This window comes from Sphingomonas sp. RS2018, assembly GCF_054489605.1.
In genome coordinates this window covers 374,244-393,772 of sequence record NZ_JBTMWL010000001.1, presented here as the reverse complement: position 1 = coordinate 393,772, position 19,529 = coordinate 374,244, and the positions used below count along the sequence as shown (strand labels likewise).

General features: G+C 69.8%; 21 protein-coding genes. 17 read left to right on the top strand and 4 right to left on the bottom strand.

Annotation, left to right across the window (positions count from 1 at the left end):
• Nucleotides 1–2: 2 nt before the first annotated feature.
• Genes ACX40P_RS02055 through ACX40P_RS02045 form a run of 3 tightly spaced genes read right to left on the bottom strand, consistent with a single transcriptional unit; the run spans nucleotide 3 to nucleotide 1,475 of the window.
• Nucleotides 3–707 carry a flagellar hook assembly protein FlgD gene (locus ACX40P_RS02055; RefSeq protein WP_459124625.1) on the bottom strand — a complete coding sequence of 235 codons (705 nt, stop codon included), beginning with the start codon at nucleotides 705–707 and terminating at the stop codon, nucleotides 3–5.
• 3 nt (nucleotides 708–710) lie between these two features.
• Nucleotides 711–1,121, bottom strand: coding sequence for a flagellar basal body rod protein FlgC (flgC, locus tag ACX40P_RS02050; RefSeq protein ID WP_459124624.1), 411 nt, complete (start codon nucleotides 1,119–1,121; stop codon nucleotides 711–713).
• A 6-nt stretch (nucleotides 1,122–1,127) separates the two neighbouring features.
• Nucleotides 1,128–1,475 carry a flagellar basal body rod protein FlgB gene (locus ACX40P_RS02045; RefSeq protein WP_459124623.1) on the bottom strand — a complete coding sequence of 116 codons (348 nt, stop codon included), beginning with the start codon at nucleotides 1,473–1,475 and terminating at the stop codon, nucleotides 1,128–1,130.
• Nucleotides 1,476–1,821: 346 nt separating this feature from the next.
• On the opposite strand from ACX40P_RS02045, the gene ACX40P_RS02040 reads away from it, so the two are divergent.
• The 9 genes from ACX40P_RS02040 to ACX40P_RS02000 all read left to right on the top strand — a co-directional run bounded on the left by ACX40P_RS02040 (nucleotide 1,822) and on the right by ACX40P_RS02000 (nucleotide 8,807).
• Nucleotides 1,822–2,478: a motility protein A gene (locus ACX40P_RS02040; protein WP_459124622.1), complete on the top strand. Its 657-nt coding sequence runs from the start codon at nucleotides 1,822–1,824 to the stop codon at nucleotides 2,476–2,478.
• Nucleotides 2,475–2,966 (top strand): flagellar motor protein MotB, encoded by a 492-nt coding sequence (locus ACX40P_RS02035; protein WP_459124621.1) that lies wholly within the window; start codon nucleotides 2,475–2,477, stop codon nucleotides 2,964–2,966. The genes ACX40P_RS02040 and ACX40P_RS02035 overlap by 4 nt, the downstream gene beginning before the upstream one ends.
• Complete coding sequence (locus ACX40P_RS02030) at nucleotides 2,963–3,499, top strand: flagella basal body P-ring formation protein FlgA (RefSeq protein WP_459124620.1); 537 nt, start codon at nucleotides 2,963–2,965, stop codon at nucleotides 3,497–3,499. The genes ACX40P_RS02035 and ACX40P_RS02030 overlap by 4 nt, the downstream gene beginning before the upstream one ends.
• Before the next feature lie 133 nt (nucleotides 3,500–3,632).
• Nucleotides 3,633–3,863 (top strand): flagellar biosynthesis anti-sigma factor FlgM, encoded by a 231-nt coding sequence (flgM, locus tag ACX40P_RS02025; protein ID WP_459124619.1) that lies wholly within the window; start codon nucleotides 3,633–3,635, stop codon nucleotides 3,861–3,863.
• Nucleotides 3,850–4,164, top strand: a complete 315-nt coding sequence (locus tag ACX40P_RS02020) for a flagellar protein FlgN (protein WP_459124618.1) — start codon at nucleotides 3,850–3,852, stop codon at nucleotides 4,162–4,164. Before flgM ends, ACX40P_RS02020 begins: the two co-directional genes overlap by 14 nt.
• Nucleotides 4,165–4,265: 101 nt before the next feature.
• Nucleotides 4,266–5,120, top strand: a complete 855-nt coding sequence (locus tag ACX40P_RS02015) for a lytic transglycosylase domain-containing protein (RefSeq protein WP_459124617.1) — start codon at nucleotides 4,266–4,268, stop codon at nucleotides 5,118–5,120.
• A 2-nt stretch (nucleotides 5,121–5,122) separates the two neighbouring features.
• Nucleotides 5,123–7,207, top strand: a complete 2,085-nt coding sequence (flhA, locus tag ACX40P_RS02010) for a flagellar biosynthesis protein FlhA (protein WP_459124616.1) — start codon at nucleotides 5,123–5,125, stop codon at nucleotides 7,205–7,207.
• The gene (locus ACX40P_RS02005; protein WP_459124615.1) at nucleotides 7,204–7,956 is read left to right on the top strand and encodes a sigma-70 family RNA polymerase sigma factor; all 753 of its coding nucleotides are present in this window, start codon (nucleotides 7,204–7,206) and stop codon (nucleotides 7,954–7,956) included. The genes flhA and ACX40P_RS02005 overlap by 4 nt, the downstream gene beginning before the upstream one ends.
• 101 nt (nucleotides 7,957–8,057) lie before the next feature.
• Nucleotides 8,058–8,807 carry a helix-turn-helix domain-containing protein gene (locus ACX40P_RS02000; RefSeq protein ID WP_459125213.1) on the top strand — a complete coding sequence of 250 codons (750 nt, stop codon included), beginning with the start codon at nucleotides 8,058–8,060 and terminating at the stop codon, nucleotides 8,805–8,807.
• A gap of 141 nt (nucleotides 8,808–8,948) precedes the next feature.
• On the opposite strand, the gene ACX40P_RS01995 is transcribed toward ACX40P_RS02000, so the two are convergent.
• Nucleotides 8,949–9,971: a flagellin N-terminal helical domain-containing protein gene (locus tag ACX40P_RS01995; protein WP_459124614.1), complete on the bottom strand. Its 1,023-nt coding sequence runs from the start codon at nucleotides 9,969–9,971 to the stop codon at nucleotides 8,949–8,951.
• A gap of 294 nt (nucleotides 9,972–10,265) precedes the next feature.
• Between ACX40P_RS01995 and ACX40P_RS01990 the strand changes: the two genes are divergently transcribed.
• The 8 genes from ACX40P_RS01990 (at nucleotide 10,266) to ACX40P_RS01955 (ending at nucleotide 19,520) form a co-directional block, all read left to right on the top strand.
• Nucleotides 10,266–11,543, top strand: coding sequence for a sigma-54 interaction domain-containing protein (locus tag ACX40P_RS01990; RefSeq protein WP_459124613.1), 1,278 nt, complete (start codon nucleotides 10,266–10,268; stop codon nucleotides 11,541–11,543).
• Nucleotides 11,540–11,911 (top strand): flagellar hook-basal body complex protein FliE, encoded by a 372-nt coding sequence (gene fliE, locus ACX40P_RS01985; RefSeq protein WP_459124612.1) that lies wholly within the window; start codon nucleotides 11,540–11,542, stop codon nucleotides 11,909–11,911. Before ACX40P_RS01990 ends, fliE begins: the two co-directional genes overlap by 4 nt.
• Before the next feature lies 1 nt (nucleotide 11,912).
• Nucleotides 11,913–13,601 carry a flagellar basal-body MS-ring/collar protein FliF gene (gene fliF / locus ACX40P_RS01980; protein ID WP_459124611.1) on the top strand — a complete coding sequence of 563 codons (1,689 nt, stop codon included), beginning with the start codon at nucleotides 11,913–11,915 and terminating at the stop codon, nucleotides 13,599–13,601.
• Nucleotides 13,598–14,626, top strand: coding sequence for a flagellar motor switch protein FliG (gene fliG / locus ACX40P_RS01975; protein ID WP_459124610.1), 1,029 nt, complete (start codon nucleotides 13,598–13,600; stop codon nucleotides 14,624–14,626). Before fliF ends, fliG begins: the two co-directional genes overlap by 4 nt.
• A 174-nt stretch (nucleotides 14,627–14,800) precedes the next feature.
• Nucleotides 14,801–15,517 (top strand): FliH/SctL family protein, encoded by a 717-nt coding sequence (locus ACX40P_RS01970; protein ID WP_459124609.1) that lies wholly within the window; start codon nucleotides 14,801–14,803, stop codon nucleotides 15,515–15,517.
• Entirely contained in the window at nucleotides 15,511–16,830 is a 1,320-nt protein-coding gene (locus tag ACX40P_RS01965; RefSeq protein ID WP_459125212.1) for a FliI/YscN family ATPase, read from the top strand. Before ACX40P_RS01970 ends, ACX40P_RS01965 begins: the two co-directional genes overlap by 7 nt.
• Entirely contained in the window at nucleotides 16,823–17,251 is a 429-nt protein-coding gene (locus tag ACX40P_RS01960) for a hypothetical protein (protein ID WP_459124608.1), read from the top strand. Before ACX40P_RS01965 ends, ACX40P_RS01960 begins: the two co-directional genes overlap by 8 nt.
• A gap of 43 nt (nucleotides 17,252–17,294) precedes the next feature.
• Complete coding sequence (locus tag ACX40P_RS01955; protein WP_459125211.1) at nucleotides 17,295–19,520, top strand: flagellar hook-length control protein FliK; 2,226 nt, start codon at nucleotides 17,295–17,297, stop codon at nucleotides 19,518–19,520.
• Nucleotides 19,521–19,529: the final 9 nt, after the last annotated feature.

Sequence of the window (19,529 nt, the reverse complement as noted above, 5' to 3'; positions counted from 1 at the left end):
AATCAGGCGATGGCGCGGACGGCGGTGGTCGGGATCTGGCCGACGCCGGCGACGGTCAGCACCGGGTCGGCTCCCGTCGGCATTGAGACGGAGGAGACCGGCGCCCAGACGAGCGTGCGGGCGTTGATCGCAGCGCCGCTGGCGTCCTTCGCGGTCGCGCTGACCGTGAACGGGCCGGTACCGGCCGTGCCGCCGTCTTCCAGCGAGCCGTCCCAGTCGTAGGATGCGGTACCCTTCGCCTGCGCGCCGAGATCGACGGTGCGGACGACGGTGCCGTAGGAGTCCTTGATGGTCAGCTCGACGCTGGATGCCGGGGCATCCAGCTCGACACCGCCGGTGAAACCGCCCGCGCTGCGCGTGTACGCGGTTGCGCCTTCCGTCAGCACGGTCTTGCCGACATAGGACACGGCGTCGCCGGCCCCGGTCTGCGACAGCTTCGACGCGATGGTCTTGAGCGTCGACGACATCTCCGTGGTGGCGGACAGCGACGAGAACTGCGCCATTTGGGCAACCATCTGCGTGTTGTCGACGGGTTCGAACGGGTCCTGGTTCTTCATCTGCGCGGTCAGCAGTGCGATGAAGTCGCCCGGGCCCATCTCGCTCAGGCCCTTGCTCGGCGTCGCGGTGGTCGAGGTGTTCTTCGTCGCACCCGACCGGGCGATGCCTAGTTTCGAGAGCGTGTCGTCTAAGGAGGTGGTAGTACCCATCTATCAGCGTCCCAGCTTGAGGGTATCGACGATCAGCGACTTCGCCGTCTGCATGACCTCGACATTGTTCTGGTAGGTGCGCGCGCTCTCCATCATGTCGACGAGCTCGCGGGTTTCATCGACGGCGTTTTCGAAGACGTTGCCGTCCTTGTCCGCCATCGGATTGCCGGGATCGTAGCGCTTGGTCGGCTCTTCGCCCGCGGTCACGATCCGCTCGACATTGACGCTCGACATGCCGGAAGCGGCATCGAACTGCGTGCGGAAGACGGGCTTGATCGAGCGGTAGGCCGCCTGCGCGGACGAGGCGACGCCGCCGGCGTTCGCCAGGTTCGAGGCGGTGGTGTTCATCCGCACCAGCTGCGCCGACATGGCGCGACCGGAGACCTGGAAGATGTTCATCGGAGCGTCGGCCATGTCGGCTTACTCCCCCTTCAGCGCGCGAGTGATGGTGGAGATGCGCCCGTTCAGGAACGACAGCGTCGTCTGATAGGCGACGGCGTTCTCCGCGAAGGCGGTCTGTTCGGTCGCAAGCTCGACGGTGTTGCCGTCCATGCTCATCTGCAGCGGCACGCGGAACTTCGTGTTCTGCGCGATGCCGCCGTCGACCGAGCCGGTTTCGGCCGAGCGCAGCGCGGCGGCGAAGTCGACGTCCTTGGCCTTGTAGCCCGGCGTGGACGCGTTCGCGATGTTCGACGCGAGCAGCCCCATGCGCTGCGAGCGCACGGCCAGTGCCGTTCCATGAACCCCGAAAAGACTGTCTTCGGCCATCGCAACCTCGTGTCGCCTGAAAGTACGAGAACCGCTTTGCAATGGCCGTGCCAAATGCCCCGGATCACCCGCCTTGCCGGATGCGGCAGACGGAAGCGGCAAGCGATTGCCGGTTTCGGCAGTGCGTTGCCGGGGTGGAGCGGCGTACCCCAACACCGTTCGGGCTGAGCTTGTCGAAGCCCCGCACTTCTTACTGCCCACGCCCTTGCGGCACGAAGAAAAGCAGCCCGCTTCGACTGACTGCCCGCAGCAGTCGCTCAGGACAGGCTTGGATAAGCTCAGGGCGAACGGGGAGTGATATGCGTACCGTCACGCGGGTGGCACACCCCTTGCAGAGGCTCGCGCGATGACAAGCGCCCTCGCCCCCTTCCTCGACCCCGCCGCCGCCGCCATCGTGATCGGCGGCACCGCGATCGCAACCCTGTTGCGGACGCCGTCAGGCGACCTGCTGCGTGGGCTGTCCGCGTTGCGCGTGATCGGCCGGCGCCCGTTCGTGGCGGATGCGCTGGTGATGCAGGTGGAGGCGCTGACCCGCATCTCCGCGCGTCACGGCGTGATGCAGCTCGACCGTTCGGTGATCCGCGATGCCGATGTGGCGCAGGCGATCGCCGGGATCGTCGACGGCGTCGAAGATGTGGAGATTCGCGCGCGCATCGATCAGGCGCGTACCGCACGGTATGAACGTCAGCGCGCGGCCGCCGACATGTGGGCGGCGGCGGCCGAATTCGCCCCGGCGATGGGCATGGTCGGCACGCTGATCGGCCTGGTCCGCCTGTTCACCGCGATGACCGATCCCGCCGTGATCGGCGCGGCGATGGCGGTGGCGGTGCTGGCAACGCTATATGGCGCGCTGCTCGGCAATCTCGTCTGCCTGCCCATCGCGGCGCGACTGAAGCGACTGGCGCGCGCGGAATTTATCGAACGCGGCCGGCTGGTGCTGCCGCTCGCCATTCTCGCCGCGCGCGAGGCGCCGCGCACGACGCGCGAAGGCATGGCGGCATGATCGGCATCGACATCCTCGACGACGAACCGCGTCGCCCGATCTGGGTGGTGACGCTCGCCGACCTGATGCTGTTGCTCGTCGGCTTCTTCGTCTTCCTTCAGGCCAACCGCGCGCTGGACGGCCACCAGATCGCCAGCGGCCTGCGCGAAGGCTTCGGCGTGGAAAAGTCCGTTCCGATGGCGGTGGATTCGACGATCGTGACGGGCTTCGCGCTCGGCTCCGCCGCCCTCCCCGACGATGCCTTCGTCGCGTGGGCGCGCGCGGCGACCGTCGATCCGCGCACCGTCATCCGCATCACCGGCGGCACCGAGCCACGCGAAGCCGACCCCGCCACCGGTTCCGCCGCGATCCTGGCCGCCGATCGTGCGCGCGCCGTCGCGGTGCGGCTGGCGCAGGTCGTACCGCCCGCGCGCCTGTCGATCGATACCCGTCCCGGCGCCGGCCGGTCGGTCCAGCTCAACCTCGCCTTCGCAGGGGAAACCCGATGATCCGCCCATTCCTTCTCGCCGCTGCGGTGTTCGCCGGCCCGCCCGCCGCCGCGCAGCTGCAGTTCCAGGACACGACCGCGATCGACGTCGCCGTCGCCGCCTTCACCGGTCACGCGATCGGCGAGGATGGCGGCGCACGCACGCGAGTGGACAACCGGTTGAAGCTCGCGCGCTGCCCGCTGCCCCAGCTCGACTGGCGCGGCAGCTATCAGGATGCGGTGGTGGTGACGTGCGATGCCCCGCGCTGGCGGATCTATGTGCCGGTGAAGCTGCCGCCGCAGCCGCTGCGCCCCATCGTGGCCGCCGCCGCCGCGTCCGCCCCGGTCGCCAAGGCCGAACCCGTTATCCGCCGCGGCGATGCCGTGACGGTCGAGGCGGGATCCTCCGGTTTCTCAATCACGCGCGACGGCGTCGCGATGGGCGATGCCCCCGCCGGCGGGCGGCTGATGATAAAGGTCGATCCCGCCAAGCCCCCGATCCAGGCGGTGGCGCTGGAAACGGGTCGCGCCGCTCTTCCGGGATGGTCGCAATAAAAAACGCTTAAACCGGCCGCGTGACGGTCGTTATCCCGTCTGACGAACCATTCGAGGACGGATTAGCATGGTGGATCCAGTCGGACCCAAAGCCATTGCAAGCATCGACAGGCGACCCCAACCGGTCGCCCCGGTGTCTGCCGTGCAGACGGTGCAGGCGCCGGTGCAGTCCGAAGCGACGCGCGCCACGACCTCGCTGCAAGCGCTGACCCGGCCCGCCGCCGCCGCCGCGCCGGTCGATATGGAGCGCGTTTCCAAGATCAAGAAGGCGATCGCCGACGGCAAGTTCCCGATGGTCCCGGCGACGATCGCCGACCGGTTGCTGGCGCTGAAGCTGGAATGGAACCCGAATGACCCGGCGTGATGCGCTGATCGGCGTGATCGAGGCGCTGCACGCCGAGATCGCCGCGCTGAAGGCGAACGACATCGACGCACTGGAGGCCGCGACATCGGCCAAGCTGACCCGCATCGACCAGGTCGCCCGCGCGACCGACGAGGCCCCGACCCGAGAGATGGACGAACTGGCCCGCGAGGCGCACCGCCTGAACGAAACCTGCCGCATCTACGTCAACCTGATGGCGGCAAACGTCCGCCGTCGCCTGCAGGTTCTTGCCGGTTCGGGGGCGCAGTCGTATCGGCCGCAGGGGAATGCGGCGCTGGCATAGCGCGCACCCGTCCGCCTTCGCTCCAACGCGTCGCTGACGGCCCAATCTGGCACGTCTCTTGCTGATATCCCTTCGACCAAGGGTTTCACGCAAGGTTTTCGATGTCCGTCGCCAACATCCAACGTCTGAGCGGTGTGCAGAACGCCATACAGCTCGCCTCGTCGCGTACCGGAATCGACTTCAACTATCTGCTGGGACAGGCGCAGGTCGAAAGCGGCCTGAACGCCAGCGCGCGTGCCGGCACGTCGTCGGCGACCGGCCTCTATCAGTTCATCGAGCAGAGCTGGCTGGGCGTGGTGAAGAGCCATGGCAGCGAACATGGCATGGGCTGGGCCGCCGACAGCATCTCCCAGACCGCGTCGGGCAAGTACGTCGTGTCCGATCCCGCCGCGCGCCGCGCGATCCTGAACCTGCGCAACGATCCCGCCGCCTCGTCGCTCATGGCGGCCGAACATGCGTCGGACAACAAGGATGCGCTGTCGGCGAAGCTCGACCGCGACGTCACCGGCACCGACCTTTACATGGCGCATTTCCTGGGCCTGGGCGGCGCCAAGAAGTTCCTGGGCGCGATGGAGGCGAATGCCGATCGCTCCGCCGCCGCGATGTTCCCCGACGCCGCACGCGCCAATCGCAACGTCTTCTACGCGCAAGATGGCTCGGCGCGCTCGCTCGGCGAAGTCTATTCGCGCTTCACCGCCAAGCTCGACAAGGGCGCGGCCTCGGTCGGCGCGACCGGCCTCGCCAGCGGTGTGGTCGATGCGTTGAAGATGGATGGCGACACCGAAGTCGTGCTGGGCAGCGAAGCAAGCGGGGGCGACCGCAACTGGCTCGCGTCCACGCTGGCGCAGTTCGGCGGCAACCGCACCGCGCCGACCACCTCGGCGCTGCTGCGTCCCAGCCCCGACAACGCCCGGCTCGCCTATATGATGCTCACCCGTCTCGGCGGGAACGTCTGACGATGGCCGCCACCACCTTCCAGTCGAAGGCGCTGCCCTTCGCCCGCGGCGCCGCGCTGCCGGCCGCGATGCTGATGCTCGTCGCGCTGATGGTCGTGCCGATCCCGGCGTTCCTGCTCGACATCTTCTTCATCACCAACATCGTCATCAGCCTGGCGATCCTGATGGTCGCGCTGAACGCGCAGAAGCCGCTCGACTTCTCGTCCTTCCCGACGGTGCTGTTGTTCGCCACGCTGTTCCGCCTGTCGCTGAACGTCGCTTCCACCCGCGTCGTGCTGGTGCACGGGCATGAGGGCGAGGCGGCGGCGGGCCATGTGATCGAGGCGTTCGGCACCTTCCTGATCGGCGGCGACTATGTCGTCGGCCTGTTCGTCTTCGCGATCCTCATCATCATCAACCTGATCGTGGTGACCAAGGGTGCGGGCCGCGTGTCCGAAGTGTCGGCGCGCTTCACCCTGGACGCGCTGCCCGGCAAGCAGATGGCGATCGATGCCGACCTGAACGCCGGCCTGCTGACCCCCGACGAGGCGCGCCAGCGGCGCATCGACGTCGGCACCGAGGCCGATTTCTACGGGTCGATGGACGGTTCGTCGAAGTTCGTGAAGGGCGATGCCGTCGCCGGCCTGCTGATCCTGGCCGTCAACATCGTCGGCGGGCTGATCCTGGGTGTCGTCAGCCACAAGATGGCGGTGGGCGAAGCCGCGCAGACCTATGTCCTGCTCGCCATCGGCGACGCGCTCGTCGCGCAGCTGCCCGGCCTGATGCTGTCGATCGCCGCCGCCGCGATCGTCACCCGCGTCACCTCCAGCCACGATCTCGCCGGGCAGATCGGCAGCCAGTTCATCGGCCATCGTACCTGGATGCCGGTCGCGGTCATCCTGGCGCTGCTGGGCATGATGCCGGGCATGCCGCATTTCATCATCCTGCCGATGGCCGGCGCCGCGGGTTACGCCGCATGGCGCATGAAGAAGACCGCCGATCGCCCCGTGGTCGTCGATGCCCCCGCCCCGGCGGAGCCGACCGACCTGTCGAAGATCGGCTGGGACGAGGTCGGCGACACGTGCCACGTGATGCTCGACATCGGCTACGGCCTCGTGCCGCTGGTCGACGAGCGCAAGGGCAGCCCGCTGATGGGCCGCATCACCGGCGTGCGCCGCCAGCTGTCGAAGGATCTGGGCTTCGTGGTGCCGCAGGTACGCGTGCGCGACGACATCAACCTGCCCCCCTATACCTATCGCATCGTCATCGGCGGCGTCGTCGTCGGCGAGGATCAGGTGTCGCCCGACGAGATGCTGGCGCTCGATACCGGCCAGGCCGCTGGTCACGTCCCCGGCAAGAGTGCCAAGGATCCGACGTTCGGCCTTGACGCCATCTGGATCGCGCCCGCCGACGCCGATGCCGCGACGGGTGCCGGCTATCTGGTCGTCGATCCCGGCACCGTCGTCGCGACGCATCTCAACCAGCAGCTGCTGACCAACGCCGCCGACCTGCTCGGCCCGGACGAGGTCCAGTCGCTGCTCGACGGACTGAAGGAACGCGCCGCGCAACTGGTCGCCGCGCTATGCCCCAATCCGGTGCCGCTGACGGTGCTGACGCAGGTTCTGCGCGGGTTGCTGGCCGAAGGCATTCCGCTGAAGGAATTCCGCCGGATCGCCGCGGCGATCGCGGTATCCGCCGGACAGGTCGGCACCGCCGAGGAGCTGATCGAGGCGATTCGTCCCGAACTCGGCGCGCTGATCGTCCAGAAGCTGTGTGGCGTGCGCGAGCCGCTGCGCGTGATGACGCTGGAAGGCCAGCTCGAGGCGCTGCTCGGCCAGGCCGTGCGCTCCGATCCCGCGCGCCGCCATGCCATCGAACCCGACCTCGGCCGCCGCATCGTGGATGCGATGCAGCGCGCCGCGGCCCCCCTCGTGGCGGAGGCCAAGCCCTTCGCCCTCGTCGTTCAGCCCGCGATCCGCCTCGCGATGCGCAAGCTGGTCAAAACCGTTCTACCGGATACCCCCGTCATGAGCTTCTTCGAAGTGCCAGAGGACAAGTCGGTCGAGGTCGTCGCCGTAATCGGCGCGCCGGAAGCGCTGGCAGCATGAGCTTCCACCAGCGCATCGTGCCCGAGGCCGGCACCCCGCTCACCTACGCCCCGCGCCCGCGCGCCGGCAGCGACGTCGAGGTTCTGGTGCGCAAGCACATGCCGATGGTCCGCCGCGTCGCCTGGCACGTCCATGGCAGCATGAGCGGGATCGTCGAGGTCGAGGATCTCGTCCAGATCGGCCTGGTCGCGCTGGTCGAGGCGGTCGCCGCCTTCGAGGATCGCGGGCAGGTGACGTTCGAGCAATATCTGCTGACCCGCCTGCGCGGCAGCATGATCGACGAGCTGCGCCGGCAAGCGACGCTGACGCGCGGCGCGATGAAGCGCCGCCGGCTGTATCAGGATACCGTCGCCGCGCTGACCGACGGCAGCGGCAAGCGGCCCGACGATCTGGCGGTCGCCGAACGGCTGGGCGTGACGCTGGAGAAGCTGCGCACCGACTATGCGACGGCGGAGGCGATCCGGTTCGAGAGCGTCGACGACGTCTACACCGACACCGGCCCGTGGTTCATGTCCGACGATCCGTCGCCGTTCGACCAGCTGGCCGACAGCGACCAGCGCGACGCGCTGATCGGCGCGATATCCGACCTGCCCGAACGCGAGCAGATGGTCATCCAGCTCTATTACGTCGAGGAACTGAACCTGGAGGAAATCGGCCAGGTCATCGGCGTCGGCGCCGCGCGCGTGTGCCAGATCAAGAAGTCCGCGCACGACCGGCTGAAGAAGGGCCTGCTGCGCCGGCTGGGCTGAGGCGAGCCCAGCGCAGCGGTACGAAATTTTGGGGGTGGCCCGGCCGCCCCCATTCCGCATAGGTCGCGCCCGAGAAACGTGGCGAACGAGGGCCGGTGCGGATGTCGGATGGCTATGACGCGCTGACCGACCGGGAGAAGCAGACGCTGCGCCTGATCCTGCGCGGCCACGACGCGAAATCGATCGCGCGCCACTTCGACCTTTCCGTCCATACGATCAACGAACGGCTGCGCGACGCGCGGCGCAAGCTGGCCGTGTCCAGCAGTCGCGAGGCGGCGCGGATGCTGCTCGCCCGCGAAGGCGCGACCCCCGAATCCGTAGGGGACGAGCGAATCGGGGACGCCCCGACCCATAGCCATGTGGAAGACCCTGCCGCGTCGAACACCGACCGGGGCCGGGCACGTCGCCTGGCACCGCTCGCCATCGGAGCAGCCGTCATGTCCATCGCCATCGCCCTTCTCGCCATCGCCAGCAATCCGCCGTCCGCCGTCCCGCCGGCACCCACGGTCCAGGCCGAGGCGACCGACGCACAGGTCGCCGCCGCCGCGCTCAACTGGCTCGCGCTGGTCGATGCCGGGCGATGGGAGGACAGCTGGAAGGAGACGGGGTCGTCGTTCCGCAAACTCAACACCGCAGCGGTCTGGGCGGCGGCGTCGGAGAAGGCGCGGGCGCCGCTTGGCGCGGTGCGGACCCGCGCGCTCGTCAGCCAGGAGGACGTGCCGGCGCCGCCGGCGGGCTATCGGCTGGTCAAGTTCCGTACCAGCTTCGCCAACAAGGCCGACGCTACCGAGACGATGACGCTGGCGCGCGAGGACGGGGCGTGGCGGGTCACCGGCATCTGGATCGGCTGACCGCGCTTCTCACCGGCGGATACGGCGGGCGCATCGCGTAAAGCAAAAGCCCCGGCGGTCTTGTCGACCACCGGGGCTTCGCATTCGCAAGGGTGGCGTCGGTCAGGGGGGGTGACGCCACCCCCGCAAGCCTGTCGCCGCTTAGCGGAGCAGCTGTAGCACGCTCTGCTGGCTCTGGTTCGCCTGTGCGAGCATTGCCGTAGAGGCCTGACTGAGGATCTGGGCCTTCGCGAGTGCCGCCGTTTCTGCCGAGAAGTCGGCATCCTCGATGCGGCTGCGCGCTTCGGACAGGTTGGTCATGTTGGTCGTCAGGTTGTTGACCACCGACTGCAGGCGGCTCTGTCCGGCACCCAGGCTGGCCCGGGTCGATGCCACGGCCTTCAACGCGGTGTCGATCGTACCCAGCGCGGTCTTCGCCGTCGCTTCGGTGGTGATCTGGATTCCGGTCGGCGTGGGAGTCGGCGTCGGCGTCGGGGTCGGGGTCGGCGTGGGGGTCGGCGTCGGCGTGGGGGTCGGCGTCGGGGTCGGCGTCGGCGTGGGAGTCGGCGTCGGGGTCGGGGTCGGCGTGGGGGTCGGCGTCGGCGTGGGAGTCGGCGTCGGCGTCGGCGTCGGCGTCGGGGTCGGGGCAGGCGTCGGCGCGGCGATCGTCTGGCCGGTGATCGACGACAGGTCGAGCGCCTTGACGTTCAGCGCGACGGTCGAGCCGTTGTTCGAACCGGTCTGGATGTTGATCGAGACGTCGGCCGAGCTCGCGAACATCTGGACATCGTTGAACTTGGTGTTCTTCAGAATGTCCTGGATCTGCGAGGTCAGCTCGGTGACTTCGGTCTGCATGTTGCCGCGATCGACGTCCGAATAGGTGCCCGATGCGGACTGCACCGACAGCTCGCGGACGCGCTGCAGCATGTTCGACACTTCGCCCAGCGCGCCTTCCGCGGTCTGCGCCAGCGAGATGCCGTCGTTCGCGTTGCGGATGGCCTGGCCCATGCCGCGGACCTGCGACGTCATCGACTGTGCGATGGCGAGGCCGGCGGCGTCGTCCTTCGACGAGTTGATGCGCTTGCCGGTCGAGAGGCGCTCCATCGCGCTGTTGAGAGCGAGGCCGGCCGACTTCGACGCATTCGCGGCGCGCAGCGAGCCCATGTTGGTTCCGATAACAGTCATGTGAATCTCCGTGTCAAAGTCGGCGATCCCGCTACCCCCCCTGACGCGAGAGCCGAGCCGCCACAGGGGGTAACGGCCGGTTCCGGGCCGGATTAAGCACTTTCGCGAACCGATTTTCGAAACCGTGCCGCCGGCCGCCCCGCCCCCATGCACACAGGGATTCCTGAATCCCGCGCGCGTCACGCGCCGCCGCGCGCCCGGATCACAGGGGCAGGAATCTGCCGGCCGGCGGCCATGTTTTACGCGCCGTTAACCAGTCGTGGCGCATCTGAAGCCTGCACAAGGGGTTTCGGCATGGTTTCACTTTTCCCATCGGCAGCGGTACTTCGGCAGAATTACGCACTGGTCTCGGGCCTGCGCACGCAGGGCTTCGCGATCGGGTCGTTCGAAACCGGCAAGCCGACGCCCGGCGACCTGTTCCTGATCGCCGATGGCGAGACGCCCCCCGTCGCCGGCCGCACGCTGGTGATCGGCGAAGGCGCTCCGCAAGCGATGCCGTTCAGGGACGGCAACCCCGCCCGTCTGAGCTTCACCGGCGACGAGGCCGCGCTGGGCGCCGGCTTCGCGACCGCGATGCTGCGCCCCGGCGCGCCGATCGCCGCCGATCCCGAGACGCTGGCGCTGTTCTCGCTGGCCGAGCGGATCGCGACATCGGACATCACCGTCCTGATCGGCGGCCCGACCGGCACCGGCAAGGAAGTGCTGGCCCGCGCGATCCACAACGGCAGCCCACGCGCCGCAGGCCCCTTCATCGCGATCAACTGCGCCGCGCTCCCTGAAACCATGCTGGAGGCGATGCTGTTCGGCCATGTGAAGGGCAGCTTCACCGGCGCGTCGTCGGGCGGCGACGGGTTCTTCCGCGCGGCGAACGGCGGCACGCTGCTGCTCGACGAGATCGCAGAGATGCCGATCGGCCTGCAGGCCAAGCTGCTGCGCGCGCTGCAGGAGCGCGAGGTCGTGCCGATCGGCGCGACCGCGGCGGAGAAGATCGACGTCCGCGTCATCGCCTGCGCCAACCGCGACCTCCAGTCCGAAGTCGCCGCCGGCCGCTTCCGCGCCGATCTCTACTACCGCCTGTCGGTCTTCCCGTTGTCGACCCGCGCGCTCGCCGAGCGGCGCGGCGACATCCCCGCGCTCGCCGCGTCGATGATCGTCCGCCATGCCGGCGACCGCGCGGTCCTGCCGTGGCTGAGCCACGACGCGCTCGACCTGCTGATCGGTTACGACTGGCCGGGCAATGTCCGTGAGTTGGAAAACGTCATTCAGCGCGCGCTGCTGCTCGCCCGCGGTGACACAATCGATATCGGCGACATCATCTTCGACCGCCCGCCGCAGACCCCTGAGCGCATGTTCGAGGAGCGCGTGGACGAGCATGGCCGGACGCTGGGCAAGGTCGTGCAGATGAGCGAGTTCGCCGCGATCCGCGAGACGCTCGCCGCGTGCGGCGGCAGCCGGATCGAAACCGCGCGGCGCCTCGGCATTTCCGAACGCACGCTCCGCTATCGCCTGGCAAAGGCGCGCGAGCAGGGCGACACCATCGTCGCCGCGCATGACCGGAAGGCAATGGCATGACCGTCGGCGGTGTAGGCGGTGCGATGGGCATCGACCGGGTGATGGCGCTGCGCAACCAGATCCTAGAGCGTAACCAGGCACTGTCGCGCGCGGCGGCCGATGCCGGCAACGCGCCGGCCCCGATCGGCAATTCCGCGCCCGCAAAGCCGGCGAGCTTCGCCGACACGATGGGCGAAGCGCTGAAGTCGGTGAGCCAGGCCCAGTCGCAGGCGACCGACTTGTCCGCGCAGTACGAGCGCGGCGAGACGATCGACATCGCCAAGGTGATGCTGGCCCGCCAGCAGGCCTCGGTCGGGTTCGAAGCGACGCTGCAGGTCCGCAACAAGCTCCTTGCCGCGTACAAGGACATCATGAGTATGCCGGTGTAACATGGCGACCCAACTCGTCCCCACCACGCCCGCCGGTCCGTCCGGTTTCGCCAACCCCCTCGCCCAGGCGCGCGGCTTCATGTCGCAGCCCGCGGTCAAGCGCGCGCTGCCGATGATCTTCATGATCGGCCTGATCGCCGCCGCCGCCTTCGCGTGGAGCGCGCTGCGCGTTCCCCCGCAGAAGGTGCTGTTCCCCGGCCTCGGCGATGCCGACAAGTCCGCGGTCATGCAGGCGCTCGACACCGCCAACATCGACAATGGGGTCGATGATACCGGATCGGTCACCGTCGGCGAGGACGATTACCACCGCGCCCGCCTGCTGCTGGCCGGACAGGATCTGCCGAAGGCGGCGCCGGGCGGCTATGCGCTGCTCGACCAGCTGCCGATGGGCGTCAGCCGCGTCGTCGAGGGCGAGCGCGTCAAGCAGGCGCGCGAGACCGAGATTGCCCGCTCGATCCAGGAGATCGACGCGGTCGCCGAAGCGCGCGTCCACCTCGCCACCCCCGAATCGACCATCTTCGTCCGCGACCGTGCGGCGCCGACTGCATCGGTCGTCGTGAAGCTGCAGCCCGGCCGCGCGCTGAGCGACGCGCAGGTACGCTCGATCGTCAATCTGGTCGCCTCCTCGGTGCCGGGCATGAAGCCCGACGCCGTCACGATCGTCGACCAGATGGGCACGCTGCTCAGCAACGGCGACGGATCGGGCGGGATCACCGAGGGCGACAAGCGCCTTGCCATGCAGCGCCAGGTCGAGGAGAAGGTCCGCACCCAGATCGCGCAGCTGCTCACGCCCCTGATCGGCGCGGGCAACTTCACCGCGGAGGTGCAGGCCGACGTCAATCTGGACGAGACGCAGGCGACCCGCGAAACCTACGAGAAGCAGGGCACCGTCCGCGCCGAACAGGGCAGCTGGACCGGCAATCAGCCCGGCGCCGGCACCACGCCCGGCGGCATCCCCGGTGCGCTCAGCAACACCGCGCCCGCTGCATCGACGCTCGCCACCCCCGCGACCGGCGGCACCCAGCCGCCGCCCCCCGGTGCGCCGCAGACGACGCCCGCCGGCCCCGTCACCGATGCGCTGAAACAATCGGACAGCTTCGCCCGCGCCTATGACACCGGCAAGGAGATCTCGGTCAGCCGCTCGGCGCCCGGCGAACTGAAGCGCCTGTCGGTCGCGGTGCTGCTGCGCGAACCCGATAAGGGCCGCCGCACCGCGCTGGAGATCCAGCAGATCACCCAGCTGGTTCAGGCCGCAGTCGGTTTCAATCCGCAGCGTCAGGATCAGGTGCAGGTGATCTCCAAGAAGTTCACCGGCGCGACCGATGCCGCCGCCGCTGCGCCGGCCTGGTATCAGGCGGAATGGGTGCCGATGGTGCTGCGCAACGCCACCGCGCTCGTCATCGCGCTGCTCGTCCTGTTCCTGGGCGTGCGTCCGATGGCGAAGGCGCTGATGAAGAAGCGCGAGGAAGCACCCGCCGGCGCAAAGCTTGCCTTCGCCAACCCCGGCGCCGATCCGTCCGAGCAGCAGGGCGTGCCGTTCGACGGCACCGTCCCGGTGTCGATCGAGATGCTCGACAGCGCGCGCGGCTATGACGACCGCGTCGGTCTGGTGCGTGGCTTTACCCGTGAGAACCCGGCGCGCGCCGCGCTCGCCGTGCGCGACATGATCCGCAGCGGGGACGGCCAGTGAACGTCGAAACCGGAACCCTGGTCGGCCGCGTCTATACCGGCGTCGAGCGTGCGGCGGTACTGATGATGCTGGTCGGCGACGAGGAAGCCGCCGCGATCCTGCAGAAGCTGGACCCCGAAGAGGTGCGCCAGCTGGGCAAGGCGATGTTCGCGGTCGCGGACGTGAGCGAGGAGGAGGTGGAGACGGTGCTGTCCGATTTCACCAACCATGCGCGCGACCGCACCGACATCGGTTTCGACCCGCGCCCGAAGATCGAGGGGATGATGACCCGCGCGCTGGGGCAGGACAAGGCCGACAGCGTGCTGGCGCGCATCACCCCGCCCGAGGCGCAGTGCCAGATCGACCTGCTCGACTGGCTGGACGCGCATGAGATCGCCGGTCTGATCGAGGACGAGCACCCGCAGGTCGCCGCGATCATCATCGCAAATCTGGATGCCGCGATCGCCGCGCAGGTGCTCGAGATCCTGCCCGAGGCCATGCAGCCCGACATATTGCACCGCATCGCCAAGCTCGGGCCGATCACCCCCGAGGCGGTCGAGACGCTGAAGACGATGCTGTCGGCGCGGGTCGGACAGGGCACGTCGTCGGGCGGCACCGGCGTGCAGCTGGGCGGCACCAAGGAAGCTGCGAAGATCATGCAGTCGGCGCGCAAGGCGACCGAGGCGCGGGTGATGCCCAAGCTCCACAAGATCGACAAGGACGTCGCTCGCGCGATCGAGGAGGCGATGTTTGTCTTCGACAACCTGCTGGAGCTGGACGACAAGAACCTGGGCGTGCTGATCCGCAACGTCGACAGCGACGCGCTGGTGCGCGCGCTGAAGGGCGTGGACGAGGCGGTGCGCAACCGGTTCCTCGGCTGCATGTCGGCGCGCGCTGCCGACGGCATCCGCGACGAGATCGAGGGCCGCGGTCCGATGCGCCTATCCGAGGTGCTGGAGGCGCAGAAGATCATCATCGGCGTCGCCCGCGGCCTCGCCAAGGACGGCACGATCATCATGGGCGGGGGCGAGGACGACTATGTCTGAGCTGGCTTCGCGGACCCAATCTCCGTTCGGGCTGAGCCTGTCGAAGCCCTGCCCCTCTTCTTCGTTCGGTACGTGCGGCACAAAGAAGGACAGCCCCCTTCGACTGCCTGCCTGCGGCAGTCGCTCAGGACAGGCTTCGACAAGCTCAGGGCGAACGGTTGGAGGCATTGTCCGATGACCGGCTTCCGTGCCGGCTTCGCCAGCCGCAACGACGGGATCGCAGCGGCGCTCAACGCCGCCTTCGCCGCGCCCGCGCCGTTCGAGACCCGCGATCTGGCCGCACCGCGCGGGTTCGCCGCGCAGGACGGCGGCCCGCGCCATTTCGCGCCGCTCGATCCGGGCGCCAACCCGACCGAGGGCTGGGACCCGCTCGATCCGACGCTCGACCAGCCGAACCACGCCTTTGTAGACCCGCTGACCGCCGCACACGCCGCCGGCCATGCCGAGGGCTATGCCGCCGCGCTGGCCGAAGTCGCCGCGGATGCCGGTCGCGACCGCGCGCTGGCCGAGGCGCTCGGCGAGGCCTTGGGACAGGCGGGCGGCTTCAACCGGGAGGCGCTGGCCAAGCAGCTGCGCCAGACCGTGCTGACCTTGGTCACGCGGCTGGTCGGCGAGATCGGCGTGTCGGCCGAACTGCTGGTGGCGCGTGTCGAATCGGCGGTCGACCTGCTGGCCGACTCGGCCGAAAGCGCGATGCTGCGACTGAACCCCGCCGACGTCGTGCTGGTCGAGGGGCGGTTGCCGAAAACCTTGTTCGCGGTCGGCGATGCGAATGTCGCGCGCGGCAGCTTCGTGCTGGAGAGCGCATCCACCATCGTCGAGGATGGGCCGGACGAATGGCTGCAACAGCTGAACGCCGCGATCGACCGGGTGGCGGTGCCTTCATGCTGAACCGTTTCGCCGATGCCTATCTCGACAGCCTGAACATCGATCACTTCACGCCGCGTCCGCGCGTGTCGGGGCGGCTGTCGTCCTACGACGGCCTGTTGATGGAGGCGATCGGCCTGTCGCTGCCGGTCGGCACCGTCTGTTCGGTGGGCGATGCGGTGGAGGCCGAGGTGATCGGCTTTCGCGGCGGCAAGACGCTGCTGATGAACCTCGGCGGTCCCGCCGCGCTGCTGCCCAACGCCCCCGTCCGCCCGACCGGCGCACCGGGCGAGGCGGAGGTTGGCGCGGCGATGCTGGGACGCGTGGTCGATGGCGCAGGTAAGCCGATCGACGGGCTGGGTCCGATCCGCGGCGCGGGCCGCTGGCCGCTCGCCGGACGCATCCAGTCGCCGCTCGACCGCGGTCGCGTGCGCGAGCCGATGGACGTCGGCGTGCGCGCGATCAACGGCCTGCTGACGATCGGTCAGGGCCAGCGCGTCGGCATCATGGCCGGTTCGGGCGTCGGCAAGTCGGTGCTGCTGGGCATGATCGTCCGCGCGGCAAAGGCGGATGTCGTCGTCGTCGGCCTGATCGGCGAGCGCAGCCGCGAGGTCGCCGACTTCCTGGAAACCAAGATTCACGGCGAGGCGCGTGCGCGCTCCGTCGTCGTCGCCGTGCCCGCCAATCATTCGCCCGTGCTGCGCATCCGCGGCGCGCTGCGCGCCACCGCCATTGCGGAGGCGTTCCGCGCCGAGGGCAAGCGCGTGCTGCTCATCATGGATTCGCTGACCCGCGTCGCCCATGCCGGTCGCGAGATCGGCCTGGCGCTGGGCGAGCCGGCATCGGCGCGCGGCTATCCGCCGTCGGCCATCGCGATGCTGCCCAACCTGATCGAGCGCGCGGGCACCTGCGCGATCACCGGGGGGTCGATCACCGCGATCTACACCGTGCTGGCCGATGGGGACGACGGCAACGATCCCGTCGTCGATTCGGCACGCTCGATTTTGGACGGGCATATCGTGCTGAACCGGGCGCTCGCCGAACGCGGCGTCTACCCTGCGATCGACATCGGCCCGTCGGTCAGCCGCGTGATGACCGACATCGTCGGGCGCCCGCACCAGAATGCCGCGCGCATCCTCCGCCGCCATCTGGCGACCTATGAGGAGAATCGGGATCTGGTGCTGATGGGCGCCTATCGCGCCGGCGCCGATCCCGCGATCGATGCCGCCATCGCCTATCACGGCGCGGTGATGGATTATGTGCGGCAGGACGCCGACCAGATCATCGGCCTTGACGAGGCGGTCACCGAGCTGACCGGCGTGTTCGGCGATGGCTGACAAACATACCAAGCGGCTGGGCCGCCTGCTGCGCGTGCGGACGTTGCAGCTGGGACAGGTGCAGGCACAGGAATCGGCGGCGGGCGCGCGCGTCGACAGCGAATCGGCGCTGAGCGCCCGGATCGCGCAGCTGGCCGATAGCGTCGCGCCGCGCGCGAGCGATGCGGGATTTGCCGCAAGCATGGCGGCGGCAGCCTATTACCGCGACCGGCTGCACGCCTCGGCCGTGGCGGCGGACACGCGCGTGGCGCAGGCTGAAGCCGGACTCGAACGCGCCCGCGCCGCGACGCGCGAGGCACGCCGCGACCAGTCCGCGATCGAGAAGCTGATCGTCCGTGCCGAGGCGCAGGTCGCGCTGAAGGAACTGCGCGCGATGGAGGAGGCACCGACCTTCCGCCGCAATCGGCACGATCCTTGCTGAGCTGACCCGCGACGATCCCGTTCGCGAGAGTGCCGACGTGCCAATGATCCAGCTATCCTCATTGCCGACGCCCGGTCCGATCGACATCGGTCGGCCCGCCGCCTCCCCGCTCGGCACCACCAGCGCGTTCACGCTGGCGCTCGCCGAGATGGCGGTGGCCGGCGCCGCGCCGGCGGTGATCGCGCCGGGCGTGCCGATGCAGAGCGTGTCTGTGCCGGGCGTGCCGGGTACGATGCCAACGGCGCTGCCTGTCGCCGACACGGTGGTGGCGACGCCGGCCCTGCAGGATCCTGCCGCGACCGGCAGCGATTTGCCGGTCGCGCCCGCTATGCCGGCGGTGGCGACGCCCGCGCCGGCCGGCATGACGGTCGCGTTCGACGACCTCCCCACGCCAGCGCCTGCCCCGATCCCCGACGTGGTCCCCGTCGCCTTCCGCCCCGGAAAGACCGTAACCGCCGAGCCGGTACCGGCAGGCGCCAAGACGTCGACGCGGCCGGCATTGAGCGACTGGACGCCCGACCTTCCCAATGTCTGCCCCGCCGATCTGCCGAGCGACAGCGACACCCCCGTCGCACCGCCGTCACTGACCCCCGAGATCGCTCCCGCCACGATCGCCGTGGCGGCGCCGGTGGCCCCCGTACCGGTCGCGCCGGTGGAAACGGAGGCTGCGCCGGCGCCGACCGCGCCGGTCGCCGGGATCGATGCGGCTCCAGCAGAGGACGCCGCGCCGATCGTGCCGACCCCGGGCGGCGTCGCACCGAGCGTCCCGGACAAGGCGACGCGCGCGATTAAGCCGGACGCGGAGACTTCGCCCCGCGGTGCGACACGTCACGCCGCCCGCCGGACGCCCGCCGATGCCGTCATCGGTGACGATGCCGCGCCGTCGTCGTCGGACACGTCGGACGATCCGGTGCCCGCGACCGCCGACGCCGCTGTGCCCGCCCGTACGCCGTTCGAGGTATCGCCGCTGCCGGTGCAGCCCGCGACGCAGGTCTCCCCCCCGCCCCTCGCCGCGACGCCACCGGCGCCGCAGGAGGCAGCGGTGGCCGCGTTCGTCAGCGACGCCCCGGTCGTGACCGTCGCTCCGGGTCGGACGCCGGTTCCCACCGCGGCTCCGGTCATGACCGCCGCGCCGAGTCGGACGCCGGTTCCGACCGAGGCTTCGGTCGCGATGATTCAGGTCGCCGACCCGGCGGCCGCCGCCACCGACGCCGCCCCGCCGATCGCCGTCGCAGCCGGGGCGGTCGCCGACGGCGTACCCACCGCAGGCACCAAGGCGAAGGCTGTGTCCGGCACCAGGGGGCGGCCGCTGTCGTCGCTGCCCGCAACCGACGCCATCGTCACGCCGACGCTTCGGCCCGTGCGCGACGCGCGGCCGACGCCGGCGGCGGCACCGTTCGATGTCCGCCCCGCGCTGACGCCGGGACCGGCGCTGCCGCAGGCGCAGCCGGCGACCGTCGATCGCCTCACCATTGTCGCACACGCGACGCTGCCGGTCGCATCCGTGCAGGCGACGACGGACTCCGTGTTCCCCACCGCCGCCCGGGCTCAGGCGACCACGGAAGCGGCGCCTTCCGCCGCCGCGCCCTCTGTTACCCCTGCGGCCGCCGAGCGCCTGTCCTCGCCCGACGCCCCGCGCGTCACCGTCACGGTCGCCGCGCCCGCCGTGGCGCCGACCGCGCCATCGATCCCGCAGCCGGCCGCGCAGGCGTTCGCCGCGGCGATGTTCGCCTTTGCCGAGGACCGGCGCGAGGAGCCGCGCGCCGACGCGCTGCTGTCCGACATCGCCGCCAGCCTGTCGCTGAGCGGCGTCGGCGCGCCCGCCACCGCCCAGCCGACGCCGGTCGCACTCGATGCGCGACTTCCGCTCGTCGACACGACGCGGACCGACTGGATGGAGAAGATGATCGACCGGATCGAGACGATCCAGGGCGAATCGGGCAAGAGCGAGACGCGTATCCGCCTGACCCCCGACGCGCTGGGCAACGTCGACGTCGCCGTCACGCGCGATGCGACGGGCGCGATCCAGCTGCGCATGACCAGCGACAATCCGCACGCCCGCACATTGCTGGCCGAAGCCGCGCCGCGACTCGCCGAAATGGCCGAGGCGCGCGGGCTGAAGCTCGGCGGATCGGGCGTCGATTCGGGCGCGCAGGGTCAGGGCCAGGGCGAGCGCCGGAGCGAGACCGCCGCCCCGCGCCAGCCGCTGCGCGCAGGCCGCACGCGCACCGAGGACACCGGCACCACCACCGACACACGACTCGCCTGAAGGACTGAG